The organism is Planosporangium mesophilum (genome assembly GCF_016863255.1).
GTDB lineage: Bacteria > Actinomycetota > Actinomycetes > Mycobacteriales > Micromonosporaceae > Planosporangium > Planosporangium mesophilum.
On record NZ_BOON01000006.1, the window covers coordinates 205,640 to 232,272 of the forward strand.

The 26,633-nt window shown below is 71.9% G+C and carries 33 protein-coding genes; 10 read left to right on the forward strand and 23 right to left on the reverse strand.

Translation table 11 applies throughout. The features are described from left to right. Window positions 1-14: 14 nt before the first annotated feature. From Pme01_RS04780 to mshA, 3 genes are all read right to left on the reverse strand, one after another. Window positions 15-1,127, reverse strand: coding sequence for a CaiB/BaiF CoA transferase family protein (locus tag Pme01_RS04780; protein ID WP_168113349.1), 1,113 nt, complete (start codon window positions 1,125-1,127; stop codon window positions 15-17). Between the two features lie 211 nt (window positions 1,128-1,338). Continuing rightward, complete coding sequence (locus Pme01_RS04785) at window positions 1,339-1,839, reverse strand: type III secretion system chaperone family protein (RefSeq protein ID WP_168112473.1); 501 nt, start codon at window positions 1,837-1,839, stop codon at window positions 1,339-1,341. Further along, window positions 1,836-3,188 carry a D-inositol-3-phosphate glycosyltransferase gene (gene mshA / locus Pme01_RS04790; protein ID WP_420850477.1) on the reverse strand — a complete coding sequence of 451 codons (1,353 nt, stop codon included), beginning with the start codon at window positions 3,186-3,188 and terminating at the stop codon, window positions 1,836-1,838. Before mshA ends, Pme01_RS04785 begins: the two co-directional genes overlap by 4 nt. 159 nt (window positions 3,189-3,347) lie before the next feature. Here mshA and Pme01_RS04795 point away from each other — a divergent pair, with 159 nt between their 5' ends. Both Pme01_RS04795 and Pme01_RS04800 read left to right on the forward strand, forming a co-directional pair. Continuing rightward, window positions 3,348-4,115: an SDR family oxidoreductase gene (locus Pme01_RS04795; protein ID WP_168112471.1), complete on the forward strand. Its 768-nt coding sequence runs from the start codon at window positions 3,348-3,350 to the stop codon at window positions 4,113-4,115. Further along, the gene (locus Pme01_RS04800) at window positions 4,116-4,910 is read left to right on the forward strand and encodes a class I SAM-dependent methyltransferase (protein ID WP_168112470.1); all 795 of its coding nucleotides are present in this window, start codon (window positions 4,116-4,118) and stop codon (window positions 4,908-4,910) included. 17 nt (window positions 4,911-4,927) lie between these two features. On the opposite strand, the gene Pme01_RS04805 is transcribed toward Pme01_RS04800, so the two are convergent. Next, on the reverse strand, window positions 4,928-6,004 hold the full coding sequence (locus tag Pme01_RS04805) for a UDP-N-acetylmuramate dehydrogenase (RefSeq protein WP_275408492.1): 1,077 nt from the start codon (window positions 6,002-6,004) through the stop codon (window positions 4,928-4,930). Between the two features lie 65 nt (window positions 6,005-6,069). On the opposite strand from Pme01_RS04805, the gene Pme01_RS04810 reads away from it, so the two are divergent. Further along, window positions 6,070-6,831: a maleylpyruvate isomerase family mycothiol-dependent enzyme gene (locus tag Pme01_RS04810; RefSeq protein WP_168112468.1), complete on the forward strand. Its 762-nt coding sequence runs from the start codon at window positions 6,070-6,072 to the stop codon at window positions 6,829-6,831. Here the strand turns inward: Pme01_RS04810 and Pme01_RS04815 are convergent. From Pme01_RS04815 to Pme01_RS04865, 11 genes are all read right to left on the reverse strand, one after another. After that, window positions 6,828-7,352: an O-acetyl-ADP-ribose deacetylase gene (locus Pme01_RS04815; protein ID WP_168112467.1), complete on the reverse strand. Its 525-nt coding sequence runs from the start codon at window positions 7,350-7,352 to the stop codon at window positions 6,828-6,830. The two genes, Pme01_RS04810 and Pme01_RS04815, sit on opposite strands and share 4 nt — an antisense overlap. Further along, the gene (locus Pme01_RS04820) at window positions 7,345-8,118 is read right to left on the reverse strand and encodes an EI24 domain-containing protein (protein ID WP_239088021.1); all 774 of its coding nucleotides are present in this window, start codon (window positions 8,116-8,118) and stop codon (window positions 7,345-7,347) included. Before Pme01_RS04820 ends, Pme01_RS04815 begins: the two co-directional genes overlap by 8 nt. Before the next feature lie 9 nt (window positions 8,119-8,127). Further along, the gene (locus Pme01_RS04825; RefSeq protein ID WP_168112466.1) at window positions 8,128-8,865 is read right to left on the reverse strand and encodes an alanyl-tRNA editing protein; all 738 of its coding nucleotides are present in this window, start codon (window positions 8,863-8,865) and stop codon (window positions 8,128-8,130) included. Window positions 8,866-8,876: 11 nt separating this feature from the next. Further along, entirely contained in the window at window positions 8,877-9,767 is an 891-nt protein-coding gene (locus Pme01_RS04830) for an alpha/beta fold hydrolase (RefSeq protein ID WP_168112465.1), read from the reverse strand. Continuing rightward, window positions 9,764-10,075, reverse strand: coding sequence for a DUF2516 family protein (locus Pme01_RS04835; protein WP_168112464.1), 312 nt, complete (start codon window positions 10,073-10,075; stop codon window positions 9,764-9,766). Before Pme01_RS04835 ends, Pme01_RS04830 begins: the two co-directional genes overlap by 4 nt. A gap of 63 nt (window positions 10,076-10,138) precedes the next feature. Beyond that, a complete protein-coding gene (locus tag Pme01_RS04840; protein ID WP_168112463.1) occupies window positions 10,139-10,648 on the reverse strand; it encodes a hypothetical protein in 510 nt (169 codons plus the stop codon). Then, window positions 10,645-11,331, reverse strand: a complete 687-nt coding sequence (locus tag Pme01_RS04845; RefSeq protein ID WP_168112462.1) for a helix-turn-helix domain-containing protein — start codon at window positions 11,329-11,331, stop codon at window positions 10,645-10,647. Before Pme01_RS04845 ends, Pme01_RS04840 begins: the two co-directional genes overlap by 4 nt. Window positions 11,332-11,488: 157 nt before the next feature. After that, complete coding sequence (locus Pme01_RS04850) at window positions 11,489-12,448, reverse strand: asparaginase (protein ID WP_168112461.1); 960 nt, start codon at window positions 12,446-12,448, stop codon at window positions 11,489-11,491. After that, entirely contained in the window at window positions 12,445-13,281 is an 837-nt protein-coding gene (locus tag Pme01_RS04855) for a beta-keto acid cleavage family enzyme (protein ID WP_168112460.1), read from the reverse strand. Before Pme01_RS04855 ends, Pme01_RS04850 begins: the two co-directional genes overlap by 4 nt. A 111-nt stretch (window positions 13,282-13,392) precedes the next feature. Further along, window positions 13,393-14,472 (reverse strand): CAF17-like 4Fe-4S cluster assembly/insertion protein YgfZ, encoded by a 1,080-nt coding sequence (gene ygfZ, locus Pme01_RS04860; protein WP_168112459.1) that lies wholly within the window; start codon window positions 14,470-14,472, stop codon window positions 13,393-13,395. Further along, a complete protein-coding gene (locus tag Pme01_RS04865; RefSeq protein ID WP_239088022.1) occupies window positions 14,469-14,945 on the reverse strand; it encodes a Fur family transcriptional regulator in 477 nt (158 codons plus the stop codon). The genes ygfZ and Pme01_RS04865 overlap by 4 nt, the downstream gene beginning before the upstream one ends. Before the next feature lie 34 nt (window positions 14,946-14,979). On the opposite strand from Pme01_RS04865, the gene Pme01_RS04870 reads away from it, so the two are divergent. Then, window positions 14,980-15,819, forward strand: coding sequence for an aminotransferase class IV (locus Pme01_RS04870; protein WP_168112457.1), 840 nt, complete (start codon window positions 14,980-14,982; stop codon window positions 15,817-15,819). Between the two features lie 48 nt (window positions 15,820-15,867). Here Pme01_RS04870 and Pme01_RS04875 read toward each other — a convergent pair whose 3' ends face one another. Together Pme01_RS04875 and mtfM are read right to left on the reverse strand one after the other, a co-directional pair. Further along, the gene (locus Pme01_RS04875; protein ID WP_205863615.1) at window positions 15,868-16,464 is read right to left on the reverse strand and encodes a heme-binding beta-barrel domain-containing protein; all 597 of its coding nucleotides are present in this window, start codon (window positions 16,462-16,464) and stop codon (window positions 15,868-15,870) included. 29 nt (window positions 16,465-16,493) lie between these two features. Further along, window positions 16,494-16,598: a small membrane protein MtfM gene (gene mtfM, locus Pme01_RS31365; RefSeq protein WP_275408493.1), complete on the reverse strand. Its 105-nt coding sequence runs from the start codon at window positions 16,596-16,598 to the stop codon at window positions 16,494-16,496. Between the two features lie 62 nt (window positions 16,599-16,660). Here mtfM and Pme01_RS04880 point away from each other — a divergent pair, with 62 nt between their 5' ends. Beyond that, window positions 16,661-17,023, forward strand: a complete 363-nt coding sequence (locus Pme01_RS04880; protein ID WP_168112455.1) for a DsrE family protein — start codon at window positions 16,661-16,663, stop codon at window positions 17,021-17,023. Here the strand turns inward: Pme01_RS04880 and Pme01_RS04885 are convergent. The 6 genes from Pme01_RS04885 to Pme01_RS04905 all read right to left on the reverse strand — a co-directional run bounded on the left by Pme01_RS04885 (window position 17,017) and on the right by Pme01_RS04905 (window position 21,286). Then, on the reverse strand, window positions 17,017-17,844 hold the full coding sequence (locus Pme01_RS04885) for a hypothetical protein (protein ID WP_168112454.1): 828 nt from the start codon (window positions 17,842-17,844) through the stop codon (window positions 17,017-17,019). The two genes, Pme01_RS04880 and Pme01_RS04885, sit on opposite strands and share 7 nt — an antisense overlap. A gap of 146 nt (window positions 17,845-17,990) precedes the next feature. Further along, window positions 17,991-18,302 carry a DUF1416 domain-containing protein gene (locus Pme01_RS04890; RefSeq protein WP_168112453.1) on the reverse strand — a complete coding sequence of 104 codons (312 nt, stop codon included), beginning with the start codon at window positions 18,300-18,302 and terminating at the stop codon, window positions 17,991-17,993. 11 nt (window positions 18,303-18,313) lie between these two features. Further along, complete coding sequence (locus tag Pme01_RS04895) at window positions 18,314-19,162, reverse strand: sulfurtransferase (protein ID WP_168112452.1); 849 nt, start codon at window positions 19,160-19,162, stop codon at window positions 18,314-18,316. A 189-nt stretch (window positions 19,163-19,351) separates the two neighbouring features. Next, complete coding sequence (locus Pme01_RS31730; RefSeq protein ID WP_344121322.1) at window positions 19,352-19,426, reverse strand: Ms5788A family Cys-rich leader peptide; 75 nt, start codon at window positions 19,424-19,426, stop codon at window positions 19,352-19,354. A gap of 62 nt (window positions 19,427-19,488) precedes the next feature. Next, entirely contained in the window at window positions 19,489-20,271 is a 783-nt protein-coding gene (locus Pme01_RS04900; RefSeq protein ID WP_168112451.1) for an LmeA family phospholipid-binding protein, read from the reverse strand. Window positions 20,272-20,305: 34 nt separating this feature from the next. After that, on the reverse strand, window positions 20,306-21,286 hold the full coding sequence (locus Pme01_RS04905; protein WP_168112450.1) for a hypothetical protein: 981 nt from the start codon (window positions 21,284-21,286) through the stop codon (window positions 20,306-20,308). Window positions 21,287-21,464: 178 nt separating this feature from the next. On the opposite strand from Pme01_RS04905, the gene Pme01_RS04910 reads away from it, so the two are divergent. From Pme01_RS04910 to pstA, 5 genes are all read left to right on the forward strand, one after another. Further along, window positions 21,465-22,196: a winged helix-turn-helix transcriptional regulator gene (locus Pme01_RS04910; protein WP_168112449.1), complete on the forward strand. Its 732-nt coding sequence runs from the start codon at window positions 21,465-21,467 to the stop codon at window positions 22,194-22,196. Window positions 22,197-22,226: 30 nt separating this feature from the next. Then, window positions 22,227-23,183: a mycothiol synthase gene (gene mshD, locus Pme01_RS04915; RefSeq protein WP_168112448.1), complete on the forward strand. Its 957-nt coding sequence runs from the start codon at window positions 22,227-22,229 to the stop codon at window positions 23,181-23,183. A 257-nt stretch (window positions 23,184-23,440) separates the two neighbouring features. Further along, window positions 23,441-24,547 (forward strand): phosphate ABC transporter substrate-binding protein PstS, encoded by a 1,107-nt coding sequence (pstS, locus tag Pme01_RS04920; protein ID WP_203935429.1) that lies wholly within the window; start codon window positions 23,441-23,443, stop codon window positions 24,545-24,547. A 17-nt stretch (window positions 24,548-24,564) separates the two neighbouring features. Beyond that, window positions 24,565-25,563 carry a phosphate ABC transporter permease subunit PstC gene (gene pstC, locus Pme01_RS04925; RefSeq protein ID WP_239088023.1) on the forward strand — a complete coding sequence of 333 codons (999 nt, stop codon included), beginning with the start codon at window positions 24,565-24,567 and terminating at the stop codon, window positions 25,561-25,563. Continuing rightward, window positions 25,560-26,633: a phosphate ABC transporter permease PstA gene (gene pstA, locus Pme01_RS04930; protein WP_168112446.1), complete on the forward strand. Its 1,074-nt coding sequence runs from the start codon at window positions 25,560-25,562 to the stop codon at window positions 26,631-26,633. Before pstC ends, pstA begins: the two co-directional genes overlap by 4 nt.

Sequence of the window (26,633 nt, forward strand, 5' to 3'; positions counted from 1 at the left end):
GACGGGACAAGGGTCTATGCCTGGATCGCGACCCCGGCGTCGAGCAGCCCGCCGACACCGGCCACGCCCCAGTCGGCCAGCGCCTGCCGGGTGTGCTCGCCCGGCAACGGCGGCGGCGAGGTCAGCGCGGCCGGCGTGGCCGAGAACCGCGGTGCCGGGGCGGGCTGGGTCACCCCGTGCGACTCCACGAACGTGCCGCGCGCGGCGAGGTGCGGGTGCCCGCCCGCGGCCGCCTCGGACAGCGAGAGTACCGGCGCCACGCAGGCGTCCGAGCCGTCGAAGACGTCGAGCCACTCGGCACGGGTACGGGTGGCGATCCGCTCGGCGATCCGCTCGCGCAGCGCCGGCCAGTCGGCCGGGTCGTACGGGTTGCCGTCCACCCCGACCCGCGCCGAGAACTCCGCCCAGAACTTCGGCTCCAGCGGCCCGACCGCGAGGTGGTGACCGTCCGATGTGGTGTAGACGCCGTAGTTCGGGGCGGCGCCGTCGAGCAGGTTGGCGCCGCGCCGGTCGGCCCACATCCCCTCGCGCAGGAAGCCGTGCAACTGGGCGGAGAGCAGCGCCGCTCCGTCCACGATGGAGGCATCGACCACCTGGCCGACGCCGGTGCGGCGGGCGCTCCACGCCGCCGCCATCACGCCGAACGCGAGCAGCATCCCGCCGCCGCCGTAGTCGCCGAGCAGGTTGACCGGCGGGACCGGCGGCCCGTCCGCCGGGCCGATCGCGTGCAGTACACCCGACAGCGCGAGGTAGGTGATGTCATGGCCGGCGGTGGGGGCGAGCGGGCCGTCCTGACCCCACCCGGTCATCCGCCCGTACACCAGGGCCGGGTTGACCTGCCGGCAGTCGTCCGGGCCGATGCCGAGCCGCTCGGCCACGCCCGGCCGGAAGCCCTCGATCAGCGCGTCCGCGCGGCCGGCCAGGTGCCGGACGACCTCCGCCGCCTCCGGCCGCTTCAGATCCAGCACCACCGAGCGCTTGCCCCGGCCGAGCAGGTCATGACGCGGGTCGCCGGGGTGGGCGGGCGCACCCGGCCGGTCCACCCGCAGCACCTCGGCGCCCAGGTCGGCCAGCAACATGCCCGCGAACGGCGCCGGGCCGATGCCGGCGATCTCGACAATCCGCATACCGGTAAGGGGTCCAGCCACGCCGGGACGGTAACACCGACGAGGGCGGGCGGCGCACACCCCCATGTCCGCGCCGCCCGCCGGGCTCCGCGCCGGCCCCCGTCACCGGTGCGGACCCCCCGCCCATGCGACTAAGGATCGACCGCTTCGACCCGTCCTTCTGTCGCCCTCCGTACAGAGGGGCCGACGGCAAGCGGACAGGTGATGTCGATCACGTAGTCCGCTTGACGAAGTGTTCGAAGGCGCGGAGGTTGTCCAACGGTTCGCCCCGCTTGACCCGCCAGTCCCACTCGCGGCGGATCGCGGTACCGAACCCGATCTCGAGCATCGGGTTGAAGCTCTCGTCCGCGTACGTGAGCACCGAACCCAGCAGCCGGTCGAGCTCGTCGGGGGTGATCGCCGCCAACGGCATCCGGCCCGTCAGGTACACGTCACCCACGTCGTCGATCGCGAACGCCACGCCGTACATCCGGGCGTTCCGCTTGAGCAGCCAGGCCCACAACTCCTCGCGGTTCTCGTCGGGCTGGCGCATCACGAACGCCTCGATCCGCAGCGCGTGCTCGCCGACGATGAGATTGCAGTTCGTCTTCAGCTTGTGCGCACCGGGCAGGGTCACCACGAAGGAGTGGTCGCCGGTGCGGTCGAGCGGTACCTCACGCTCGGCGCAGACCGACTCGATCAGCGCGGCGACCCTGGAACGTTCGTCGGTCACGAGCAGGCTCCCGTCGACTGTGCGGCCCCGGGGCGGGCCCGGTGTTCTGCTACCGCCTCCCGGTACACCGCGAGCAGGCCGCAGGCAGTGCGGTTCCAGGAGAAGTTACGGGCGTGGGCCACCGCGCCGCGCGCGAGCTCGGCCCGCTCACCGGGGGCGGCCAGCAGGCGCCCGATCGTACGGGCCCAGTCGACCGGGTCGTGGCCGTCGACGAGGACGCCGGAGACGCCGTCGCGTACCGCCGTGACCAGCCCACCCACCGCGGCGGCGACCACCGGCGTACCGCAGGCCTGCGCCTCCAGCGCGACCAGGCCGAACGACTCGTTGTAGCTGGGCACGGCGACCAGGTCGGCGGCCCGGTACAGCTCGGCCAGGCCCTCGCCGGCCTGCGGCGGCAGGAACCTGACCACGTCGGAGATGCCCAGGTCGGCGGCGAGCTCGATGAGGGCCGCCGGCCGCTCGAGGCCGGTGCCGCTCGGACCGCCGCACACCACGACCACCATCCGCCGGGCCGTCTCGGGGTCGCCAGCCCGCAGCTCCGCGGCCGCGCGGAGCAGCACGTCGGGGGCCTTGAGCGGCTGGATGCGGCCGACGAACGCCACCACGAGCGCGTCCGGGGCCAGCCCGAACCGGTGTCGGGCGGCCAGCCGGGCCGCCTCCTCACCACCCTGCGGCGGCGGGCAGAACCGGTCGAGGTCCACACCGGGCTCGACGACCGCCACCCGGTCGAGCTCCGCCCCGTACAGGTCGATCAGCTCACGGGCCTCGGTCGGGGTGTTGGCGACCAGCCGGTCGGCCTCGGCCACCACCTGCTCCTCGCCGATCACCCGGGCCTTCGGCTCGGGCGTGTCACCGGCGGCCAGCAGCAGGTTCTTGACCTTCGCCAGCGTGTGGGCGGTGTGCACGAAGGGCACTCCCCAGCGGTCCTTGGCCAGCCAGCCGACCTGCCCGGACAGCCAGTAGTGGGAGTGAACCAGGTCATACCAGCCGGGCGCCCGGGCGGCCTCGGCGCGCAGCACACCGGTGGTGAACGCGCACAGCTGAGCCGGCAACTCCTCCTTCGCCAGCCCCTCGAACGGGCCGGAGATGACGTGGCGGACGAGCACACCGGGCGCCATCTCGACCACGGGCGGCAGGTCGCTGGCTGTCGCGCGGGTGAAGATCTCGACCTCGACACCGGCCTGCGCCAGGCGCTTGGCGACCTCGACGATGTAGACGTTCATCCCACCCGCGTCGCCGGTACCCGGCTGGTGGAGCGGTGAGGTGTGCACCGAGAGTGTCGCGACCCGCCGGGGCAGTTCCGAACGGGCGGGTCGGCGGCCTGGACCGAAGTTGTGCAGCGAATCCACTCGCGCCACATGTGCTCCTTCTGTCATCGCGCGTCCCGCTCCACGCTCCCCGTCCCGGTCAACGCACCGGGCCGGGGTCCATCTTCCCAGGACCGCACGACACACCTTCTGGTGTACCCCTGGTTGGGGGGAAGAACCCGTTGGCGGGAGGATCGGTGCATGTCACAGAGGATCGCCGTGGTCACCGGAGCGTCCAGCGGAATCGGCGCCGCAACCGCTCGCAGACTCGCCGCCGTAGGGTTCCACGTCGTGGTCGCCGCGCGCCGCGCCGACCGGCTCGACGCGCTGGTGAAGGAGGTCGGAGACGCCGGCGGGTCGGCCACCGCGGTCGCGGTGGACCTCGCCGACGACGCCCAGGTCGCCGCCCTGGCCGACGCGGTCGCGAACCTGCCGGGCCGGCTGGAACTGCTGGTCAACAACGCCGGCGGGGCGCGCGGCGCCGACTACGTCGAAGCGGCTGACATCGACGACTGGCGCTGGATGTACGAGGTGAACGTGCTCGGCACGGTCCGGGTCACGAAGGCGCTCCTCCCGGCGCTGGAGGCGTCCGGCGCGGGCACCATCGTGATCATGAGTTCGACCGCGGGACTCATCGTGTACGAGGGCGGCGGCGGGTACACCGCGGCCAAGCACGGCACCACCGCCGTCGCCGAGACGCTGCGCCTGGAACTGTGCGGCCGGCCGGTACGGGTCATCGAGATCGATCCCGGCATGGTGAAGACCGACGAATTCTCGCTGACCCGCTTCGGCGGGGACGCGGAGAAGGCCGAAGCGGTCTACCGGGGCGTACCGAACCCGCTGGTCGCCGAGGACATCGCGGAGTGCGTCGCGTGGAGCGCGTCGCTCCCACACCACGTCAACATCGACCGCATGGTGGTCCGTCCGCTGGCCCAGGCCGCGCAGCACAAGGTGCACCGGGTGGATTAGGTGTCCCGCCCGCTCGGCGCCATCACCCGCGGCACCACCGGCCCGAACCGGCTGCGCCGCGTCGACAACTGGATCGCGGTACACCTCGGCGGCCGGCTGCGCGGCGCCGACGACCCGTTGGTGGTGGACCTCGGGTACGGCGCCAGCCCGGTCACCGCGGTCGAACTGCGCTCCCGGCTCGCCCGGGTACGCCCGGACGTCCGGGTGGTGGGCCTGGAGATCGACCCGTCGCGGGTGGCGGCCGCGCAGCCGATGGCCGACCCGCCGGGGCTGCAGTTCCGGCGCGGCGGCTTCGAACTGGCCGGCCTGCGGCCGGTGGTGGTGCGCGCGATGAACGTGCTGCGCCAGTACGACGAGTCCGAGGTGGAGGGTGCCTGGGCGGCGATGCGGCACCGGCTCGCGCCGGGCGGGGTGCTGGTCGAGGGTACGTGTGACGAGCTGGGCCGGCTGGCCGCCTGGGTCGCGCTGGACGCGGACGGGCCGCTCAGCCTGACCCTCGCCGCCGCGCTGTCCACCCTGGACACTCCGGCCACGCTGGCCGAGCGGCTGCCCAAGGCACTCATCCACCGCAACGTGCCGGGCGAGCCGGTGCACGCGCTGATCCGGGCGCTGGACGAGGCGTGGCGCGCCAACGCCCCGTACTCGTCGTTCGGCCCACGGCAGCGGTGGCGGCGCAGCGTCGAGGCGGTACGCGCGGCCGGCTGGCCGGTGCTGAACCGCCCGTCGCGCTGGCGCCTCGGCGAGATCAGCGTCCCCTGGTCCGCCGTCTCCCCCGCCTCCCCCTCAGGATCCTGACGGAAGAGGGTGCGGGCTCAGAGGGCGCAGTTCACCAGCACGGGTTCGGGGTGCAGGACGACCCCGAACCGGTCCCGTACCCCGTCGCGGATCTCGCGCGCCAGGTCCAGCAGCGCGGCGGTCGTGCCGGTACCCCGGTTGGTCAGCGCGAGCGTGTGCTTGGTCGAGATGCCCACACCGACGCCGGCGTGCCCCTTGCCGAAGCCGGCGCGCTCGATCAGCCAGGCGGCGCTGACCTTGACCGATCCGTCGGCGCCCGGCCAGGCCGGCGGCTGCGCGCCGGCCCGCTCGCGCAGCGCCGCGTACTCGGACGCCGGCAGCACCGGGTTGGTGAAGAACGAACCCACCGACCAGGTGTCCGGATCGGACGGGTCCAGCACCATGCCCTTTCCCGCGCGCAGGGCCAGCACCGCTTCGCGGACCCGGGCCAGGTCAGCCTGCTCCCCCGGGGCCACCCCGAGGGAACGCGCAAGTTCCGCGTACCGAATGGGCGTCGACAGCGTTGAGACAGTGAGCGAAAAATCGACCGATAGAACAACGAAACGGTTGTTATGTTTAAAAATGCTCGTCCGGTACCCGAAGAGGCACTCATCGGGCCGCATCACCAGGGTCTCGCCGCTGTACCGGTCGTAGACCCGGATCGCGGTGATCGTCTCCGCTACCTCCTGGCCGTACGCGCCGACGTTCTGGATCGGCGTGGCACCGGCCGAACCGGGAATGCCGGACAGGCATTCGAGTCCGGCCAGCCCGTCGGCCACCGTGGCTTCGACCAGTTCATCCCACTGTTGACCTGCTTCGACGCGCACCGTCGCGCGCTCGCCCTCCCGGTGCACGCTGAACCCGCGGTTACGCAGGAGGACCACCGTGCCCGGGTACCCCTCGTCGGCGACGACCACATTGCTCCCGCCGGCGAGCACAAATGCGGATACGGCGGCATTATCAGTGGCGGAGCCGCTCGCGTCGGCCTTCCGGAGCGCGGCGACGATCTCGTCGGCGCTCGACGCCTCGACCAGTTCCGCGGCGGGGCCGCCCAGCCGCAGCGTTGTGTGCGAATTAAGCATTTCGTGATGGGTACGTTCGGACACGTGTTTCACCCTAGGCTGGAAGTCGGGGAGACATGCCACCGGCGCGGTCCGGTGATGGTGGGGAAGGGATCGGGATGAGCAAGCCACACTTCAGCAAGGAGTTCTGGGTGGCCGCCCTTCGGGCCGAAGGGGCCGCCTTCCGCACCGCCGCCGGACAGCAGGACGCGCTGGCGCTGTCCGTGCCGAGCTGTCCCGAGTGGACCGTCGAGGACCTGGCGCGCCACCTCGGCGTCCTGTACCGCTGGGTCGCGGGGCACGTCGGACGCGGCGTCACCAGCCGCCCGGACCCGCCCGACCACGACGAGGCACCGACCGGTACGGCCGTGCTCTCCTGGTGGGACGAGCGGTACGCGGAGCTGCTCAAGGCGCTCGACTGGCTCGACCCGGCGCTGCCGGCGTGGAACTGGGCGCCGCAGACCAAGAAGGCCGAGTTCTGGCACCGCCGGATGGCCCACGAGACCGCCGTGCACCGCTGGGACGCCCAGATGGCTGTCGGGCTCGGCGAGCGGATCGAGGCGAAGCTCGCCGCCGACGGCATCACCGAGGTGCTCGACACCTGGCTGCCGGCGGGCCGGCGGTGCGGTCCGCTGGACCGTCACGGCGTGGTCGCCCTGCGCGCCACCGACGTCGCCGCGGCGTGGGCGGTACGGCTACGCGGCCGCGGGATCGCACTGCTGGACACCGACACCCTCCTCGACCACGACAGCCACCACGAGCGCACCGTCGCCGCCGGGACCGCCAGCGACCTGCTCCTCGCGCTCTACGGGCGGGTGCCGTTCGACGTCCTCGACGTAGCCGGGGACGAGAGCCTCCTGGAGGCCCTGCGCACGGGTTAGGCGAAAAGCTCGGCGTACACCTCGTCCGCGACGGCCCGGCCGGCGTCGTCGAAGAGTACCAGCCTGACCTCGTCCGGGCTGGTCGCGGCCGTGCGGATGGTGTCGAGCGCCTGTACCACCGCGTCCCGCTTCGGCCACCGGTACACCCCGGAGGAGATCAACGGGAACGCCACCGACTCCGCGTCCAGCTCCGCCGCCACCCGCAGCGAGTTGGTGTAGCAGGCGCGCAGCAGCGGGGTCCGGTCGACGCCCTCGGCCCAGACCGGGCCGACGGTGTGGATCACCCAGCGGGCGGGCAGCCGCCCGGCCGTGGTGGCGACCGCCTCGCCGGTCGGCAGGCCCTTGCCGTACCGGGCGGCCCGCAGCGCCCGGCACTCCTCCAAGATGGCGGGCCCGCCCCGGCGGTGGATCGCGCCGTCCACGCCGCCACCGCCGAGCAGCGACGAGTTGGCGGCGTTGACGATCGCGTCGACCTCCTGGGCGGTGATGTCCCCGGTCACGAGTTCGACGCGCCTACTCATGGGGCTGCCCCAGCACGCGCCGGCTCAGCAGGGTGGCACCGGCCACCGCGCCGGGCATCACCAGCACCGCCACGAACGGCACGAGAAAGACCACGAAGACGGGGACGCCGAAGCCGAGCGCGAGCGCCCGGTTGGCGCGCAGCAACCGGCGCCGGTCGCGCAGGCGAAGCCCGCGGCGGTTGAACGGCACTCCGGAGATCTCCATCGCGAGCAGCCAGCCGCCGATCATCGCGCCGATGACGGGTACCACGGTCTGGCCGACGACCGGGATGAAGCCGAGGACGAACAGCACCACGCTGACCGCCACCGAGAGTACGAGCAGGCGCAGCGAGTCTGCCAGGTTCCAGCGGAGCGTCCGGTACCACGGCGCGTCGGACTCGCTCGCACCGCCGAACCGGTCGTCCACCCGCTTGGAGATGGCCTCGTAGAACGGGTCGCCGATGGTGATCGTCAGCGCCGTGAACGTGACGACCGCGAGGACGACGGCGCCCGCTCCGACCGCGACGGCGGCCAGCAGCCGCAGGGCCCGGGCCGCCTCGGCCGGCCAGTCGTCGGCGAACCAGGTCAGGAACACGGCCACGTCGTTGACGAAGTACAGCAGCGTGCCCAGCGCGGCCAGCACCACGGCGAACGAGACGACCCCCGGCACCAGGCCGAGCAGCAGCAGGCGCGGGGTGCGCGCGACCAGGCCGAGACCGCGAAACAGCAGAGCGGTACCGGTGAAGAACTCCGACAGGGCACTGCGTTGCCGCACGGTGGTAGCCACGGCGGCAGCCTAGTCGGTCAGCTCAACCCGTACCCGCCGGTTGGCCTTGCCCTTGCTCTCCACCTTGACCACCCGTACGCCGCCGATCTGCCTGGTCGAGGCGACGTGCGTACCGCCGTCGGCCTGCACGTCGAGTCCGACGATGTCGACGATGCGGATCTCCGGCTCGTCGGCGGGGATCAGGTTGGACTGGGTACGGATGATGTCCGGCAGCACCAGCGCGTCCTCGCGGGGCAGCACCCTGGTGACCACCCGCCGGTCGGCCACCACCTCGGCGTTGACCGCCTCCTCCAACCGGGCCTTGAAGTCGGCCGGCACCTCGGGCAGGTTGAAGTCCATCCGGGCCGTCCCGGGTTCCATGTTGCCGCCGGTGACCAGCGCGCCGAAGTCGCGGAACACCACACCGCACAGGACGTGCAGGCCGGAGTGGGTACGCATCAGCCTGGTCCGCCGGTCGTCGGAGACCGCGCCGGTCACCTCGGTGCCGGCCGGCGGGAGGGGGTCGCCCTCGGCGGGGATCAGGTACGGGTCGTCACCCTTGCGGGTGCCCACGATGCGGGTCTGTACCCCCTGCCAGAGCAGGACGCCGTGGTCCGGCGGCTGGCCCCCGCCACCCGGGTAGAACGCCGACCGGTCGAGCACGATGCCCTGCTCGGGGTCTGCGGCGAGGACCGTGCACGTCCACTCGCGCAGCGTCGGGTCGGCCAGGTCGAGCCGGTAGGTACGCCCGTGATGCGTGACACCCATGGCTGGAAACTCTATTCGTTGAGGAACGCGGTGATGCGCTCGCGCAGGTCGGCCCGCTCGGTCCACATCACCCCGGGCCGGTCATACACGTGCAGGGTGGCGCCCGGCAACGCGGCCGCAAGTTCCTCGGCAACCCCGACCGGGTGCAGGTCGTCACCGCGGCAGGCCAGTACCAGCGTGGACGCGGTGACCTCGCCCAGTGCGGCCCGGTCGGGAAGCGCCACCTGCTCGGGCAGCTCGGCCAGGCCCCGGGCGAGCCCGTCGCGCATGAGCTGCTCCAGCCGCTGGCGCAGGTACGACCACGCGGCCGGGGTCTGACGCAGCTGCGCCGGCGGCTCCAGCGCGATCACCTCGGCCACCGCGGCCGCGTCCCCGGACTCCACCGCGGCCAGCAGGTCGGTCAGGCGCTGACCGGCGGCCCGCGGCCGGGGCTTGTCGAGCACCGCCGGCAGGAAGAAGACTGCCTTGTCCAACCGGCTCGGGTTGTCGGCCAGCAGCCGGCACAGCGCACCGGCACCGAGGCTGACCCCGACGGCCCTGGTCGCGCCGTACAGGTCGGCCACCGCCCGCAGGTCACGGGCGAGGTCGAGGTAGGTCCAGCGGCCGGGCGGCGCGGCCGATCGGCCGTGGCCGCGGAACTGGAAGAAGATCCGGCGCCCGGTCACGCCGCTGCCGAGAGGTCGGGTCTCGGCGATGCCGGCGGCCAGTCCGTGCGCGAACACGGTGACCGGAGTTCCCGACCCGCTGGTCAGGACCTCCAGCTCGACACCGTGCGGGGTGGCGACCAGCTCGGTCGGTGGGGTGGGCAGCGTCGGTCGCCCGGTCTGCGGGCCACGGTTGACCGGCGGACGGTAGCGGTCGGGACGGCCGTCGGGCGGCGGCGGCCAGCGGAAGTCCATCACCAGGATCCGCGGCCGTCGATCGCGTCCCGCAGGGCGGGTCGCACGTCCAGCAGATAGACCGCCGCGATCGTGATCGCGATCAGCCCGAGGACGAACGTCGCTCCGCTCAGCAGCGTCACGAGCACCGACCCGCCGAGCATCGCGAGCCAGGCACCCTTCGGCAGCGTACCGATCGCCGCGAACGCGTCGGGGCGCTGCAGGAGACAGTGCCCGAACGCCCAAACCTCGATGACCAGCGCGAATATCAACAGCAGCAGATTGATCCAGCTGATGATGTCCAGGTAGAAGTGCGGCGCGGCAGTAGCCATACGGTGAGCTTAAGCGTGATCCCCGGTACCGCGTGGGCGGCACCGGGGATCAAGAGGTGTGTCTTACTTGTTGGCGGCGGCGCGGGTGCGCTTGGTCGGCTTCGCCGGCACCGACGGCAGCGGCGCCTGGGGGTCGTCCACGTGCTGGGCGATCAGCGCATCGGCCTCGGCCTTCGCCTCGGTCTTCTCGGCGTCCTTGATCTCGGCCTTGGCCGTGGCGAGCTGAGCCTTGGCCTGCTCGGTGCGGGCACCGGCCACGATCCGCTCACCGCGGGCCACCAGCTCGCTGTAGACGGCGGCGGCCTGCTTCTGCGCGACCTGGGCGCCCGCGGCGACCAGCTGCGCGTTGCGGAGCGCGCTGTCGCGCAGCTTGTCGAGGTCGGCGCGCAGGCTGCGCTCCGAAACCCGATCGGTCACGGCGTCGGTTACCGCGGGGCGCAGCTCGGACACGCGGCCACGTAGCTGCTCGACCCGCTCCGGCAGCTTGCGAAGCTGCTCGTAGGCGAGCTCCCCGGCACCGGCGGCGGCGTAGAGCGGGTTGGGAATCTTCTTGGACTCGGTCTTCGGGTTCATGCTGTCTCCTCGGTCTCGTTGTTCACATCGTCGACACCGGCGCCCGCGGCGGTGGGGGCATCGGCGGTCGGCTCTGATGTCGTACGGGAACGCCGCCCGGTGGCCTTACGTGCCTTACCGGCCGAGGGGGCGGTTTCGTCGGTGCCGCCAGCCGCGGCGGTCTTGCGGGTCGTGGTCTTGCCGGCGGTCCTGCGGGGCGAGGTGCCGCCGGGGACGCTCTTCGCCCGCCGGGCGGCGGAGTTCAGCTTCGCCGATCCGGGATCTTCTGCGTTCTGCGTACCCTCGCCCGCCGGCTGGTCAAACGTGGCGGAGGTCGCATCGGTGGCACTGTCCGCGTTGCGCGAGTTCTCGCGGCGGAACGTCTCATAGATCTGCGTCAGGGACTGCTTCTGCGCGATGTTCAGGTCGGGATCCGCCGCGATCGCCGCCAGTACGCCGTGGCCGCCGCTGGCGTCGAGCAGGCCGGCGCGCAGGTACATCATCGGCGTGGAGACCCGCAGCGCGTGGGCCAGCTGAGCGAGGACCTCCGCGCTCGGCTTGCGTAGCCCCCGTTCGATCTGGCTGAGGTACGGGTTGCTGACCCCGGCCTGCTGAGCCAGTTGACGCAGGGAGATCTGCGCGTTACGGCGAAGGTCATGAATGAACTCGCCGATGTCACGGGGCAGGTCACGTGGTGCGGTCACGATTCGAACGTACGCCGCCCTGCTTGCTCTTGCAAGCAAAGCGCTTGCTCGAGTTAGCGTGACTCCCAGCACACGTTCATTCCATCGCGGCCGGGTTCCGGGCGCATTACGACGCCATGTCCTGCAGAGAAGAAAGCCGGGAGGAAGAACGCGGGTGTCACCAGACCGCGCGCACCGAACCGACGGGCCGGCCGCCGCCGAGCAGCGGCGTCTCCGCGTGCCCGTCCAGCACCCCGCCGGTGACGCCGAGGCGCCGCAGCGCCGACACGAGCACCGGCATCCGCGCCCGCATCGCACCGTCGTCGATCTTGATGGCCACCGCACCGACCCCCGGCACCGCGACCGCCTGTACGCCCTCGGCGCCGCCCTTGGACAGCAGTCCGGGTACGCCCCGCATCAGCCGGGTGTCCTCGCCCAGCGTCCCGGACACCAGCTCGGGGTGGGCCCGCATGGCGTCGGCGACCCGGCGCTCGACGGTGCCGGGCGCCGCCGAGACCAGTCGCAGGAAGGCCACCGCGAGCCCGCGCAGCGACAGCGCGAAGATGGGCGCGCCACAGCCGTCCACGCCGAGGTCGCGGACGGTCTCGCCGGCCAACTCGGCGACACAGGAACCCAGCTGCCGCTGCAACGGGTGAGAGGGCGACCGGTAGTCGTCGTACGCCCAGCCGTTCACCGCGCAGGTCAGCAGCATCCCGGTGTGCTTGCCGGAGCAGTTCATCTGGATCGGCTCCCGGCCGCCGCCGGCCCGGATCACCTCGTCGCGGGCGGACTCGGCCAGCGGATAGTCCGGCGGGGTACGCAGCTCGGCCGCGTCGATGCCGCCGGCCGCGAGCATCGCGCGTACCCGCTCCAGGTGGAACGGCTCACCGTGGTGGCTGGCGCAGACCAGGGCGAGGTCGGCGTCGTCGGTCAGGTCCAGCCCGGCCCGTAGCATCCCCACGGCCTGCATCGGCTTGTTGGACGAGCGCGGGAAGACCGGCCCCGTCACGTCGCCGGCCCAGGTCACCACCTCCCCGTCCGGCCCGAGTACGACGACCGACCCGAAGTGGCGGCCCTCCACGAACTCGGAGCGGACCACCTCGGCCAGCAACTCGCCACCGGCGTACCGATCGGTCATTGTGCGTTTACTCCTAGCAGGGTTCGGGCTTCACTGACGGGCATCGGCGGGCGCTGGGCGAGCCGCGCGAACCCGGCCGCGCGGGCGACCAGTTGCGCGTTGCTCTCGACCGGCTGGCCCTTGGCGTACGTGACGGTGTCCTCCATGCCGACGCGCAGATGGCCGCCGGCCGACAGCGAGGCGAGCAGGACCGGCAGGGTGCTGCGCCCGATACCGGTGGCCGAGAACGTGGTGCCGTCCGGCAGGTCGCGCAGCGCGTGCGTGAACGCGACCAGGGTCTCGGCCGTACCCGGCGCGCCGCCCGGTACGCCGAGGACGAAGTCGACGTGCACGTGGCCACCGGCCGGCAGCCCGTGCTTGTCGAGCAGGCGCTGCAACGAGGTCAGGTGGCCGAGGTCGAAGATCTCGTACTCGGGGACGATGCCGAGCTCCTGCATCGAGGCGTGCAGCGCGACGATGAAGTCCCAGCGGTTGAGGAATACGTCGTCGCCGAAGTTGACCGTGCCCATCGTGCAGGAGGCCATGTCGGGTGCGGCGCCGAGCACCCGGATGCGGTCGGACTCGGGGTCGGTGACCGCCCCGCCGGTGGAGAGCTGCACGATCAGCCCGGTCTCGGCGCGCAGTGCGGCGACGGTGTCCCGCAGCCGGCCGAGGTCGAGCGTGGGCCGGGCGTCGGCGTCGCGGATGTGTACGTGGATGACGCTCGCCCCGACCGCCTCGCACTCCTTCGCGGTGGCGACCAGCTCGTCCAGGGTCACCGGCAGCGCCGGCACGTCGGTCTTGCTCGACTCGGCTCCGGTCGGCGCAACCGTGATCAACGTCGTTGTCGTCACGCCCAGCATCCTCGCACAGATCACATACGCGTCCGCTATGCGAGCGTTCGCGCCCGGGCGGCGGCGGACCGGCACTCCCCGGGGCGCGAGGAACCCGGGTACCAGCCCGTCTCACTCACCCGGGTCGATCGCGGCAGCCGCCTCACCGATCCGTAGCTCGGCGGCGTCCGCGACGTTCTGCTTCACCACGGCGAGCGCGATCATGCCGTACTCGAAGTGACGCGCGGCCGTACCGACGAAGCCGACCTGACGCCCCTCCGCCGTGGTCACCGCCGTGCCGTGTGCCGGCAGTTCCTCCGTGGTGATCCCGTCGAGGTGCAGCAGCACCAGCCGGCGCGGCGGCCGGCCGAGGTGGTGTACCCGGGCGATCGTCTCCTGGCCGCGGTAGCAGCCCTTCTCCAGGTGTACGGCGGGCGCGGTCCAGCCCACCTCGGCCGGCAGGGTGCGGTGGTCGGTCTCCAAGCCGAAGCGGGGCCGGCGGTCGGCCACCCGCAGCGCCTCGAACGCCCACAGGCCCGCCAGCGGCACCCCGGCCGCCGCGACCAGGTCCGCCTCGGCCCCTCGCGGTACGAGCAGGTCCGCCCCGTACGGCATGCGCCGCGCCCAGCCGCCCAGATCGGGCAGCGCGCCGACCGAGTACAGCGTGGTGGGCCGGGACGGCACGGAGCCGGTGGCGAACTTGGCACCCGGCACCGGGACGGCGTCGGGCGGCAGCAGCGGACCGACGCCCAGCGCGACGAGCGCCTGGTCGGTGTCCGGCCCGACCAGCGACAGCAGCGAGTAGTCGGCGCTGACGTCCGCCGGCTCGACGCGCATCAGGAAGCGCATGCGCGTCAGGAAGTCCAGCAGCGCGCCGGCCCGCCCCGGCTCGACGTCCAGCCAGGTGGTCGCGCCGTCGTCGGCCACCCCCGCGTGGTGCTCGACGTGTCCGTGCGGCGACAGGACCAGCATTTCGGTACCGGTCATCGCGGGCAGGTCGGTGAGGTACTGGGTGGTGAGGCTGTGCAGCCAGCTCAGCCGGTCCTCGCCCGGCACCGCGATGACGCCACGGTGCGACCGGTCGACCAGGCCGACCGAGGTGGCGAGGGTGCGCTGCTCGCGCATCGGGTCGCCGTAGTGGGCGACGACCCCGGCGTCCGGGCTTTCTGGGTCGAGCGCGGCGACGGGTACCGCGCCGGATGCCGTGATCACTGGTTCTCGCTCTCACTCGCTTGTTGGTCGGCGCAGGCCCCACAGGTGCCGAACAGGGCCACGTGGCCGACGTCGACCCGGAACCCGCGGCTGCGCTCCAGCTCCGCGACGAGGCCGTCCAGCATCGACGGCGACACCTCGTCGACCCCGCCGCAGACCCGGCAGACCAGGTGTACGTGCTGGTCCTCACCGGCCGCGTGGTACGTGGGCGAGCCGTGCGACAGGTGGGTGTGCGTCACCAGCCCCAGCTCTTCGAGCAGCTCAAGGGTCCGGTACACGGTCGTGATGTTGACGCCGGCCGCCGTGCGCGCCACCGCCGCGTGGATCTGGTCGGGGGTCGCGTGGCCGAGCGCGTACACCGCCTCCAGCACCAACTGGCGCTGAGCGGTCAGCCGAAGGCCACGCGCGCGCAGCACCTCGGCCAGCGACGGGTCCTGACTCCGCTGGCCACCCAGCCTCGATGACGACGACACAAGGTCGATCCTAGGCGACACTAAGCTCGCCACCATGGCTCGAGTACTCGCCCTCCTCGGCGTGGGGGTCGTCCCCGCCGACACGCCCATCCTCCGCGCCGACGATCTCGGCGTCCTCCGCGGTGACGGCGTCTTCGAAACGATTCATGTCCGCGACGGCGAGCCGTGGGGGCTCGAACCGCACCTGGACCGGATGGCCCGGTCCGCCGAGCGGTTGTCGATGCCGCTGCCGCCCCGCGCCGACCTGGTCGAGCTGGCCGGTCAGGCCTGCGCGGCGTGGTCGCCGGAGGTCGAGGGAGGGCTGCGGATCGTCTGCACCCGCGGGCCGGAGGACGGCGGGCCGGTCACCGCGTACGCGACGATCGCCCCGGTCGCGGCCGCCACGATCGCGGCCCGACACAACGGTGTGGCGGTGATCACCGCGACCCTGGGCGTACCGGCCGAGGTGCGCACCGAGGCGCCCTGGCTGCTCGGCGGCGCGAAGACCCTCTCGTACGCGATCAACATGGCCAGCCTGCGCTGGGCGGCCGGGCAGGGCGCCGACGACGTGCTGTGGGTCTCGGTGGACGGGTACGCGCTGGAGGCCCCGACGTCGACGCTGGTGTGGCTCGTCGACGGAGTGCTGTACACGGTTCCCGCCGCCACCACCGGCATCCTCGCCGGAACCACCGCCGCGTACCTGCTGGAGCACGCCGGTGAGCTGGGCATGCGCGCGGACGAGCGGCTGATCCGGCCGGCCGAACTGCACGACGCCGACGGCGTCTGGCTCACGTCGTCGAGCCGCGGCCTGGCCGAGGTACGCACGCTGGACGGCGTCACGCTCGACCCGTCACCGGAGACCACCCGGATGCGCAAGCTGCTCGGGTACTCCTGAGGTCCTGGACGCCTGGGCCGCGGGTAGCCGGCCCAGGCGTCCAAGATCTCAGCCGGCGACGCGCTCCAGGCGGGCGGACAGGTGCGGCGCCGGCGACTGGCCGACCGCCGCCATGTCGTACGCGTACAGCAGCGCGCCCTCCACGATGCCGTAGAGGCGGTGGCCGGAGGTCACCTCCTTGGCGGTCGCGGTGCGCACCACCGCGTCGGTCACCATCTCCACCCGGGTGCCGTTCGCCTCGACCCGCCCGAGGTACAGCTCGAGAAAGCCGGTCGGGTGGGTGAGCAGCACCTCGATGTCGTCGGACCTGGTGGGCATCGGCTGCGCCGCGTGCTCGACGGTGGGGTCGGTCTGCACCGGCCGCCACCACCCGACCTCGCGGGCCGACGGACGGATCGGCGTGCCGTCGGGCTCGATCAGCCACGTCCGCGACTCGTAGAACAGGAACGGCCGGCCGTCGTGGCTGAACCGGACCTCCTGGGCGTACTCGAAGTCGTGCTCCAGGGTGGGATAACCGCCCTGTCCACGACCGCGCCACAGGCCCACGAACGGAAGCAGCCCCAGCAGGGCGGGGTGCAGGTCCGGGCCGGTGCGCAGGTCGTGCGTCTCCTCGAAGGGGTACGGATCGACCGGGGTCTCCCCCATCCACACCGGATTGACCTGACTCTCCTCGCTCACCAACGCCCCCTGGACACGCGTACCGCTACATAGATCAACCCGCCGGCCAACGCGCCGAAGCCAGCGACCAACAGGCTGATGAAACCGATCTCGGTGACCATGGCGGGGCTACCCCCGCACCCGTCGCAGAACCGTGGTCACGGTGAGATCTTATGCTGCCCCCATGGCTCGTACTCTCGTCGTGAAGGTCACTGCTGGTTCGGACGCGCCCGAGCGCTGCGCGCAGGCCTTCACCGTCGCGGCGACCGCGGTGGCCGCCGGAGTGCCGACCTCGCTGTGGCTCACCGGAGAGTCCACCTGGTTCGCGCTGCCCGGCCGGGCCGCCGAGTTCGAACTGCCGCACTCGGCACCGCTGCCGGACCTGCTGGCGGCCGTGCTCGCCAGCGGCCAGGTGACCGTCTGCACGCAGTGCGCCGCCCGGCGGGGCATCGGTGAGGCCGACGTCATCGACGGGGTCCGGATCGCCGGTGCGGCGGTCTTCGTCGAGGAGTCGCTGGCCGAGGGCGCGCAGGCGCTCGTCTACTGAACGCCGCACCCGGTCGTCGCGGTCACCGTGACCGCGCCGTTGCGGGTACGCGCCACGATGCCGACCGGTCCGCTGCGGTAGGCGTACAGCTCGGGGCGGGCGACGACCGCGTCCGGTGCGGTGGCGCGCAGCGCGTCGACGAGCGACGCCGGGCCACTGCCGGCCGGCCCGTCCGCCTGCACGGTCCGGACGTACCCGCCCTGCGCGCACGGTACGCGGTGGGTCTGCCAGGCTGCGCCGCCGACCTTGAGGGTGGCGAGCACCGCCTCGACCGGTCGCCGGTCGGCGGCTTCCGACGCCTCACGGACCGGCGCCGTCAGGGGCCGGCAGCCGGTGTCGGCGCTGATGCGTACCTCCCCCGCGCCCTCGACGCTGCCCTTGAGGGCGACGAAGTCACCGGCGTCGGCGGTGAGCCGACGATCGCGTACCTGCGCGTCGTAGTCGCCGGGCAGCGCGGCGCGGATCCGATCCAGCAGCGCCCCCTCCTGCCCGGCCGGCACGTACAGGTGGGCGACCCGCTCGTACCGGGCCCCGTTCCGGACCGCCGTGACCGTGCAGCGCCCGCTCACCTCGTGGTACCCGCCGACCTGCGCCACCGCGCCGGCGGGCGCCGCGGCGGTGACCGCCTCGGCCACCGCCCGGTCGACGGTCGGCAGCGCCTGCGAGACGCTCGTCTGGGTCCGCACGGTCGACCCGCCCCGGTGCGCCGCGTACAGGGCCAGCCCGGTCACCAGCACCGCCCACAGGGTCGTGATGACGACCAGCCAGCGACGGCGCGAGGCCGGAGAAGCGGGCCGGGTGGGGCTGCCGTGGATCGTCACGTGGCACATGGTGGCAGGTGGCCGCAGCCGGCTCGCTCCGAGGCCGGCCCGAACCGGCGGGACAGCCCGGATAACGAGGAACGGCCCACCTCTCGTCAGAGGTGGGCCGTCCAAATGATCCTGGGGAGGATCCGTGTTCAGTTTAATCAGGCTGTGACGAAGACCGCAACCTCGTTCAACCCGCGGTCCGCGGCCACGGTGGCGTCGCCGTTGCCCGCTCGGGACAGCGCACGCAACGTCCAGGTGCCGGGCGCCGCGAAGAAGCGGAACTCACCACCCTGGGACGTCACCACCTCGGCGGTGAACTCCCCGGTCGAGTCGAGCAGCCGCACGTACGCGCCGGGGACGGGTGAACCGTCCGCCCGGACCACGCCGGTGATCACGGTCTCCTTGGCCAGGTCGACCCCGGCGGGCAGCGGGGCGCCCTGCGTCGGTGCGCCGCAACCGTCGATGCTCATCCGGATCCTCCTCAGGCCTCGCCGGGCTCGTCGCCCAGCGCGATCGGGACGCCGACCAGCGACCCGTACTCGGTCCACGAACCGTCGTAGTTGCGCACGTCCGAGTAGCCGAGCAGCTCGTGCAGCGCGAACCAGCTGTGCGAGGAGCGCTCACCGATGCGGCAGTACGCGACCGTCGGCTTGCTCTCGTCGATGCCGGCCGCGGCGTACAGCGCCTTCAGCTCCTCGTTGGACTTGAAGGTGCCGTCCTCGTTGGCGGCCTTGCTCCACGGCACGCTGATCGCGGTCGGGATGTGGCCGTTGCGCTGCGCCTGCTCCTGCGGGAGGTGGGCCGGAGCACTCAGCCGGCCGGCGTACTCGTCGGGCGAGCGCACGTCGACGAGGTTGTGCGAGCCGATGGCGGCGACGGCGTCGTCGCGGAAGGCCCGGATCGACAGGTCCTGGTCCTTGGCGGTGTAGTTGGTGGCCGGCCGCTCCGGCACCTCGGTGCTGTAGGGGCGCCCGTCCAGCTCCCACTTCTTACGGCCGCCGTCGAGCAGCCGGAGCTGCTCGTGACCGTAGAGCTTGAAGTACCAGTACGCGTACGCGGCGAACCAGTTGTTGTTGCCGCCGTACAGGACGACGAGGTCGTCGTTGGCGATGCCCTTGCTCGAGAGCAGGGCCTCGAACTGCTGCTTGTTGACGAAGTCCCGGCGGACCGGGTCCTGCAGTTCGGTCCGCCAGTCGATCTTGACGGCGCCGGGGATGTGGCCGCCGTCGTACGCCGTGGTGTCCTCGTCGACCTCGACGAACACCACCTTGTCGGCGTCGATGTTCTTCTCGGCCCAGTCGGGCGTGACGAGTACGGATTCGCGACTCATGTTGAGCTCCCTCGAATGACGATTCGGGTTGAGAGCCGCCGCATGCGCTGGAACTTCCCCACACGCCATGGACGACCCAGGGACGGATCACAGGGGCGGGTCCGGAGTCGCGACACGGGCTCAAGCCGCGTCAGGCGGCACCCACGTCAACGACAGGGGCGCACGAGAGCACACGCAATCGGCCCGCCGTCAGGCGAGGCAACACAGACAGGCGGCGACACGGCACAGATCAACCGTGCGCCTCTTCGTGAGCAGCGTGCCCATGGACCGGAGCCTAACATCGAGGACACTTCCGGCCCAGCGCTGACCGACCAGCGAGACAGTGGTCACTGTCCCTGACCGGCGAGCACGACGTTGTTCGCGGTGGCGGTGACCACGACCCCGTTCGAGGTGCTCTCCACCTTGTTGACCACCAGGCTGTACGGGAGGCTCGGCACCGCGATCTTCACGCCCAGCTGCCGACGGTACGACTCGAGGAACGACTGCGGGATCGTCAGCCCACCGGTCGGCGACAGGGCCTGCAGGTCGTCGAGCTGGAGGTGCACCTCGCCCTTGGTCACCGCGAGCGTGCCGCTGGCCTGGAGCTGGAGGCTCACACCCGCGAACGCGACCGGCGCCGCCAGGTTCACCTTGTTGTCCCGTACCGTGATCTTCAGCTTGGAGATGTCCAGGCCGGGCACCTGGCGCAGCGGCGTCGTGTCGACGAGTTCCCGAACCGCGTCCCAGCCGATCGTCGCCGTGCCCTGGACCGTGTCCGCCGTGACCTTCCCGTGGCCGGACGTGACCGTGTTCAGCGGGGCGTGCACCTGGTTGGCGTCGAGGGTCAGGTGGTCGAGCGTCACCTTGCCGTTACGGGGATGGTCGACGTCGATCGTCACCTTCCGGTAGGTGCCGCCGAGCACCTGGGTGAGGAACGGAAACCCCGCGATGCTGGCCCTGGGCTTGGAGTCCGAGGCGATGCCACGGTTGCGCATCTCGTTGGCCGCCTGGGCGGCGATCCGGTCCTCGGCCATGTTCGCCGCGACCCGGTCGACCACGACGAACAGACCGACCAGCACGACCACAACCACCGCAAGCACGAGCAACGATCGACGTCCGCGTACCGCCACGCCATCCTCCTTGATGGAACATCCTCGACAGCAGTTACACCCGGTCCCACAGCACCAGCGCGCTCGCCGCGTACGCCACCGGCGCCACCAGCGCGAACGCCAGCAGCGGGCCCAGCGCGCGCCGGGCCGGCGTCGGCGCCGGAGGTTGACCGGCCAGTTGCCGCCCGACCTCCGCGTAGCACACCGCCAGGTCCACCACGACCGCGATGAGCGCGGTGGCGAGACCGGCGGCCGCGGCCGGACCGCTGGCCAGACCGCCCGCGAGCGCGCCCGCGACGGCCGCCACGACGGCGCCTGCCAGCACGCCGAGCAGCACACCGGCACCGCCGCGCGGCACCTGCGGGGCGAGCCGCGGCAGCGGCGTCACGCTGTCGGTCAGCCTCGCTCCCATGACGGCGACACCGGCCGCGACGACACAAACCACGATCGATGGGGTACCCAACGGGTGCCGGCTCAACACGACGAGGCTGGCGAGCGCGATCACACCGACGACCGCGGCCATGGTGCAGCCGAGCGACTCCGTCACCCGCTCCCGCCCGGCCGGGCGGGCCAGCTCACCGACGACTCCGGCCACGAAGGCCGCGGCCGTGACGTACGCCAGCGGCGCGAGCGATACCGGATCGGCCGACAGCGCGGCGAGGTCCGCGGCGGCCGCCGCGGCCAGGCCCACACCGGTCGTGATGCGGGGCGCGGGCGGCCTCGAGGTGGCGACCCAGGCGAGCACGAACAGTGCCTGGACCACGAAGACCAGGATCGCGTACGGGCCGGGGCCGACCACCGCGCCGAGCGCCAGCGCGACGGTGAGCAGCGCGGTCAGGCCGGCGACCGGCAGCGGCGCCCGGTCCGGCGGCGCGATGGGCTCCTGCGGCGCGGCGTCGTCGCCGTGGCCGGTCACGGCCGGCACCTGCCCCGTCGGCTCGTCGACGGGGCCCTCGTCGTACCCGGTCGGATCACGCAGCGGCCGGGTACGCGACCAGTCATCGCGAGCGTCGTCACCGGGGAAGGTCGCAGGCACGCCACGATCGTGCCAGAGCGCCGCATCCCGAGCGAGCCGCGCCCGACAATGATCCATCGCATTCGTCACACGCCTGTTTTCCCTGGATCTCCGGTATTCTCTGAAGCTACCGCGCCCGTCAGCGACGCCGGACGATGGCGTGACGATGCTGCCGACCGGCAGCGACGGAGGTGACCGCGTGGAGATCCTGCTCCTGACCGCCGCTCCCACCGGGCAGGTCGTGCTACCCGGTCTCGACCTGCTGCCGCACGTGGTCCGCACGGCGCCGCGCGATGTCCGCACCCTGGTCGGCGGCCCCAGCCCCGACGTCGTCCTGGTCGATGCCCGCACCGAGCTCGCCGACGCCCGCGCCACCTGCCGCATGCTCCGCGCGACCGGCCTGGGCATGCCGCTGATGGCGGTGCTCACCGAGGCCGGGCTCGTCGCCGTCCACGCCGACTGGGGCGTCGACGACATCCTGCTGGCGAGCGCCGGCCCATCCGAGATCGAGGCGCGACTGCGGCTGGCCGTCGGCAGGCTCGCCCCGGCCGCGGCCGGCAACGCCGGATCGCTGGTGAAGGCCGGCGAGTTGACCATCGACCCGGACACCTACGCCGCGAAGCTCAAGGGACGGCCGCTCGACCTGACCTACAAGGAGTTCGAGCTGCTGAAGTTCCTGGCGCAGCACCCGGGCCGGGTCTTCACCCGGGACCAGCTGCTGCGCGAGGTGTGGGGCTACGACTACTTCGGCGGTACCCGTACCGTCGACGTCCACGTCCGGCGACTGCGCGCCAAGCTGGGCTCCGAGTACGAGTCGATGATCGGCACGGTGCGCCAGGTGGGGTACAAGTTCGTCGTACCGCCCTCGCGCCAGCTACCCGACGTGGCGACGGGCGAGATCACAGAGTACGCACGCAGTCCCCGTACGTGACGATGACCAAGGGCCGTTACCGTAGTCGACGTGACGGCAGTGGAGCGCGTGCAGCGTAGTGACCGGTTGACCGCCGGTGAGGTGGCCGAGGTTCTGGACCTCATGCGGGCGGCCGGCGACGCGGACGGTGTGTACCCGCTCTCCGAGCACGTCGTACTGCACCTGCGCCCCGGTGGCGACCCGCGCGCCGTCCACCTGCTCAGCCGGCACGGCGACACGCTGGTCGGGTACGCGCACGTCGACACCACGGACCCGGTCGAGGGCGCGGCCGCTGAGCTCGCCGTCCACCCGGCGTACCGCCGTCGCGGCCTGGGGCGGACGCTGGTGACGGAGACGATGGCGGTCGCCGACGAGCGGGCCGGGGACTCGCCCGGCCGGTTGCGGCTGTGGGCCCACGGCGACCACCCGTCGGCCAGCGCGCTGTCGATGTCGCTGGACTTCGAGCGCTCGCGGGTGCTGTGGCAGATGCGCCGCTCGCTGGCTGTACCGGTACCCGAGCCGCGCCTGCCCGACGGCGTGAGCCTCCGGCCGTTCCGGCCCGGTACCGACGACGCGGCGTGGGTCGCGCTGAACGCCGCCGCCTTCGCTGACCACCCGGAGCAGGGCAAGTGGACCATCGACGACCTGCACCTGCGGATGAAGGAGCCCTGGTTCGACCCGGCCGGCTTCCTGCTCGCCCAGCGCGACACCGACGGTGAGCTGCTGGGCTTCCACTGGACGAAGGTCCACGGTGCGGCGCGCGGCGCCGCCGCGACGCACCCCCACGACCCGATCGGCGAGGTGTACGTCCTGGGTGTCTCGCCCGCGGCGCACGGCGGCGGGCTCGGTACCGCACTGACCCTCGCCGGCCTGCGCCACCTGCGCGACCAGGGCCTCGACCAGGCGATGCTGTACGTCGACGAGGCGAACTCGACGGCGGTCGCGCTGTACCGCAAGCACGGGTTCGTCCGCTGGACGACCGATGTGTGCTTCCGTCGCCGGGTCTGACGCTTTCCGATTACGGGCGTCCGTGCATTATACGGACGAACGGCGGCCCTGATCCGGGCGGTTTACCGATCGGCCATCGTCCGTACGGTCGAGCGTTATACGAGGTAGAGAGGCTATTCACCCGCCGTTCACGTGAGGCCGGACGGCCGGCAACCTCGCGCTCCTAGCGTTCGCATCAGTTGATGACCAACGTCAACTCCAGGCCTCGCCGTGGACAACTTCGGGCGAGGTTGGACGTACCCTCCGAAGGGACAGCAGTGAACCTGAAGCGCCCCGGCATCTTGGCCGCCATCGCGGCCGCGACGCTCGCGCTCGCGGCGTGTGGCTCGGACAACACGAGCAACGCTCCGTCGGACAGTGGCAGTGCCGCCAAGCCGACCATCGACTGCAAGACCGGCTCGTTGACCGCTCAGGGCTCCACCGCCCAGGGCAACGCGATGGACGAGTGGATCAAGGCGTACGGCCAGGCCTGCTCCGGTGCATCCATCAACTACAAGGGCACCGGCTCGGGCGCTGGTATCCAGGCCTTCACCGCCAACACCGCCGACTTCGCCGGCTCGGACTCGGCCCTCAAGGCCGGCGACGAGCAGACCAAGGCCGACGCGCGGTGCACCGGGGGTAAGGCGATCAACCTTCCGATGGTCATCGGCCCGATCGCCGTGGCGTACAACCTCGACGGCGTGAAGAACTTGCAGCTCAAGCCGGCCACGCTCGCGAAGATCTTCGCCGGTACGGTCAAGACCTGGGACGACGCCGCGATCAAGGCGGACAACCCGAGCGCGAGCCTGCCGTCGACCCCGATCACCGCGGTGCACCGGTCGGACTCGTCGGGTACGACCGAGAACTTCACCAAGTACCTGAAGGCCACCGCCCCCACCGACTGGACGACCGACGCCAGCAAGGACTGGAAGGCCGCCGGCGGTCAGGGTGCCGCCAAGTCCGACGGTGTCGCCGCCGCGGTGAAGCAGACCGCGGGCGCGATCGGCTACGTCGAGTACTCGTTCGTCCAGGTCAACAGCCTCAACGCCGCCAAGATCCAGAATGGCGCCGGTGAGTACGTCGCGCTGGACGACAAGTCCGCCGCCAAGGCGGTCGCGGGTGCCCAGGTGGGCGGCACGGGCGACGACCTGAGCCTGAAGATCGACTACGCCACCAAGGAGGCGGGCGCCTACCCGATCGTCCTGGTTACCTACGAGATCGTCTGCAGCAAGGGCACCCCCGCCGACAAGCTGCCGCTGCTGAAGTCCTTCCTCGGCTTCGTGGCCAGCAAGGACGGCCAGGCCAAGCTCAGCCAGTTCGGCTACGCTCCGCTGCCGGACACGCTGCAGACCAAGGTCACGGCCTCCATCAACAACATGGCCTGACAGACAGGACACGACAAGTGAGCCAGCAATCGCTCACCACCACCCCCGCCGGCGCCCAGGGCGCGGGCGGGGGTGGTGCGTTGCCCAGGGGCAGCCGCCTGGGCGCCGAGAAGCTCTTCCGCGGCCTCGCCACAGCGGCGGGCTCGACCGTCCTCGTGATCATCGTCGCGATCGCCGCCTTCCTGATCGTGCAGGCGGTACCGGCGCTGCGCGCGGACTCGGAGAACTTCTTCACCTTCCAGTCGTGGTTCGCCAACGACGACCCGCCGAAGTTCGGTATCGCCGCCATCGCGTTCGGTACCGTCCTGACCTCGGCGTTGGCCCTGATCATGGCGGTCCCGGTAGCCCTGGGCATCGCCCTGTGCCTCACGCACTACGCCCACCGGCGGGTCGCCAGCACGCTCGGCTTCTTCATCGACCTGCTGGCCGCCGTCCCCAGCGTGGTGTTCGGCCTCTGGGGGCGCGACTACTTCCGCGGCCCGGTCGGTGACTTCTCGAAGTTCCTGCACGACCACTTCGGCTGGATCCCGCTCTTCGGCGGCGGTGGCCCGTACGGCAACTCGATCCTGCTCGGGTCGATCGTGCTCGCCATCATGGTGCTGCCGATCGTGACCTCGCTGTCGCGCGAGGTCTTCGCGCAGACCCCGGCGCAGAACGAGGAGGCGGCGCTGGCCCTGGGCGCCACGAAGTGGGAGATGATCCGCACCGCGGTCCTCCCGTACGGCAAGCCGGGCATCATCGCCTCGGTCATGCTGGGCCTCGGGCGGGCGCTGGGCGAGACCATCGCGCTCGCCCTGACCCTCGGCGCCGTGTACAACGTCTCCTTCGACCTGCTCGGCACCGGCGGCAACACGATCGCGGCCAACATCGCGCTGAAGTTCGCCGAGGCGAACCCGACCGGCCGCAGCGCACTGATCGCCTCCGGCCTGGTGCTCTTCGCCATCACTCTGGTGGTCAACATGACGGCTCGGGCCATCGTGTACCGGCGCCGCGAGTTCGTGGGAGGTGCGGCATGACGGTCGGGTCCCACTCCGCGAGAACGCGGGTCAACCTGAAGGCCCAGCGGCTGCCGAAGTGGGCGCCGGCCGCGCTCGGTGCCGGCGCGATCGGCGTCGCGGCCCTGGCGGTCCACGCCACGGGCTTCGGTGGACCCGTCCTCACCGGTGTCACCGCCGCGCTGCTGTTCGTCGTCGGGCTGGCGGTCCTCTCCGCCGTTGTCGAGGGCGGACGCACGTCCCGCGACCGGATCGCCACCTCCCTGGTGTACGCGGCGTTCGTGCTGGCCCTGGCGCCCCTGCTCTCCATGGCGTTCACCCTGCTGAGCAAGGGCACCGAGCGGCTCAACGGGTACTTCCTGGGCGTGTCGATGAAGGGCGTCAGCGCGTTCGACGACGCGGGTGGCGCGTACCACGCGATCATCGGCACCCTGGAGCAGGCCGGCATCGCCACCCTCATCACGGTGCCGCTGGGCGTCCTCGGCGCGATCTACATCGTCGAGTACGGCCGCGGCCGCCTGGCCACGCTGATCCGCTTCTTCGTCGATGTGATGACGGGCATCCCCTCCATCGTGGCCGGCCTGTTCATCCTCGCGTTCTGGGTGCTCATCGTCTCGCCGTACCTCAACAACGGGCGGCCCGAGTACTCCGGCTTCGCGGCGGCCCTGGCACTGTCCGTGCTGATGCTGCCGACGGTCGTGCGCTCGACCGAGGAGATGCTGCGACTGGTACCCGGCGCGCTGCGCGAGGGCGCGTACGCGCTGGGCATACCCCAATGGAAGACGATCGTGCGGATCGTGCTGCCGACGGCAGCGCCCGGCATCGTGACCGGCGTCATGCTCGCGGTGGCCCGTGCCTGCGGCGAGACCGCGCCGGTGATCCTGGTTGCGTTGGGTAATCCTGCCATCAACTTCAACCCCCTCTCGGGCGGCCAGTCGTCGCTGTCCCTGTACGTCTACGAGCAGGCCGGCACCGCGTCGAAGTACGCGCCCGGCCGAGCCTGGGCCGGCGCGCTGACGCTGGTGGTCCTGGTCCTCACCCTCACCGTCGCCGCGAAGCTGCTCGCCCGGCGTAACAAGTTGGCTCGATAG

Excerpts from the sequence above, each read along its gene's own strand:
- Pme01_RS04850 (WP_168112461.1), bottom strand. The coding sequence starts at position 12,448 with ATGACCGATCGGTACGCCGGTGGCGAGTTGCTGGCCGAGGTGGTCCGC.
- Pme01_RS04795 (WP_168112471.1), top strand. The coding sequence starts at position 3,348 with ATGTCACAGAGGATCGCCGTGGTCACCGGAGCGTCCAGCGGAATCGGC.
- Pme01_RS04870 (WP_168112457.1), top strand. The coding sequence starts at position 14,980 with ATGGCTCGAGTACTCGCCCTCCTCGGCGTGGGGGTCGTCCCCGCCGAC.
- Pme01_RS04890 (WP_168112453.1), bottom strand. The coding sequence starts at position 18,302 with ATGAGCATCGACGGTTGCGGCGCACCGACGCAGGGCGCCCCGCTGCCC.
- Pme01_RS04895 (WP_168112452.1), bottom strand. The coding sequence starts at position 19,162 with ATGAGTCGCGAATCCGTACTCGTCACGCCCGACTGGGCCGAGAAGAAC.
- Pme01_RS04825 (WP_168112466.1), bottom strand. The coding sequence starts at position 8,865 with ATGGGTGTCACGCATCACGGGCGTACCTACCGGCTCGACCTGGCCGAC.
- Pme01_RS04815 (WP_168112467.1), bottom strand. The coding sequence starts at position 7,352 with ATGAGTAGGCGCGTCGAACTCGTGACCGGGGACATCACCGCCCAGGAG.
- Pme01_RS04880 (WP_168112455.1), top strand. The coding sequence starts at position 16,661 with ATGGCTCGTACTCTCGTCGTGAAGGTCACTGCTGGTTCGGACGCGCCC.
- mtfM (WP_275408493.1), bottom strand. The coding sequence starts at position 16,598 with ATGGTCACCGAGATCGGTTTCATCAGCCTGTTGGTCGCTGGCTTCGGC.
- Pme01_RS04780 (WP_168113349.1), bottom strand. The coding sequence starts at position 1,127 with ATGCGGATTGTCGAGATCGCCGGCATCGGCCCGGCGCCGTTCGCGGGC.
- Pme01_RS04835 (WP_168112464.1), bottom strand. The coding sequence starts at position 10,075 with ATGGCTACTGCCGCGCCGCACTTCTACCTGGACATCATCAGCTGGATC.
- Pme01_RS04810 (WP_168112468.1), top strand. The coding sequence starts at position 6,070 with ATGAGCAAGCCACACTTCAGCAAGGAGTTCTGGGTGGCCGCCCTTCGG.
- Pme01_RS04840 (WP_168112463.1), bottom strand. The coding sequence starts at position 10,648 with ATGAACCCGAAGACCGAGTCCAAGAAGATTCCCAACCCGCTCTACGCC.
- Pme01_RS04875 (WP_205863615.1), bottom strand. The coding sequence starts at position 16,464 with ATGGGGGAGACCCCGGTCGATCCGTACCCCTTCGAGGAGACGCACGAC.
- pstA (WP_168112446.1), top strand. The coding sequence starts at position 25,560 with ATGACGGTCGGGTCCCACTCCGCGAGAACGCGGGTCAACCTGAAGGCC.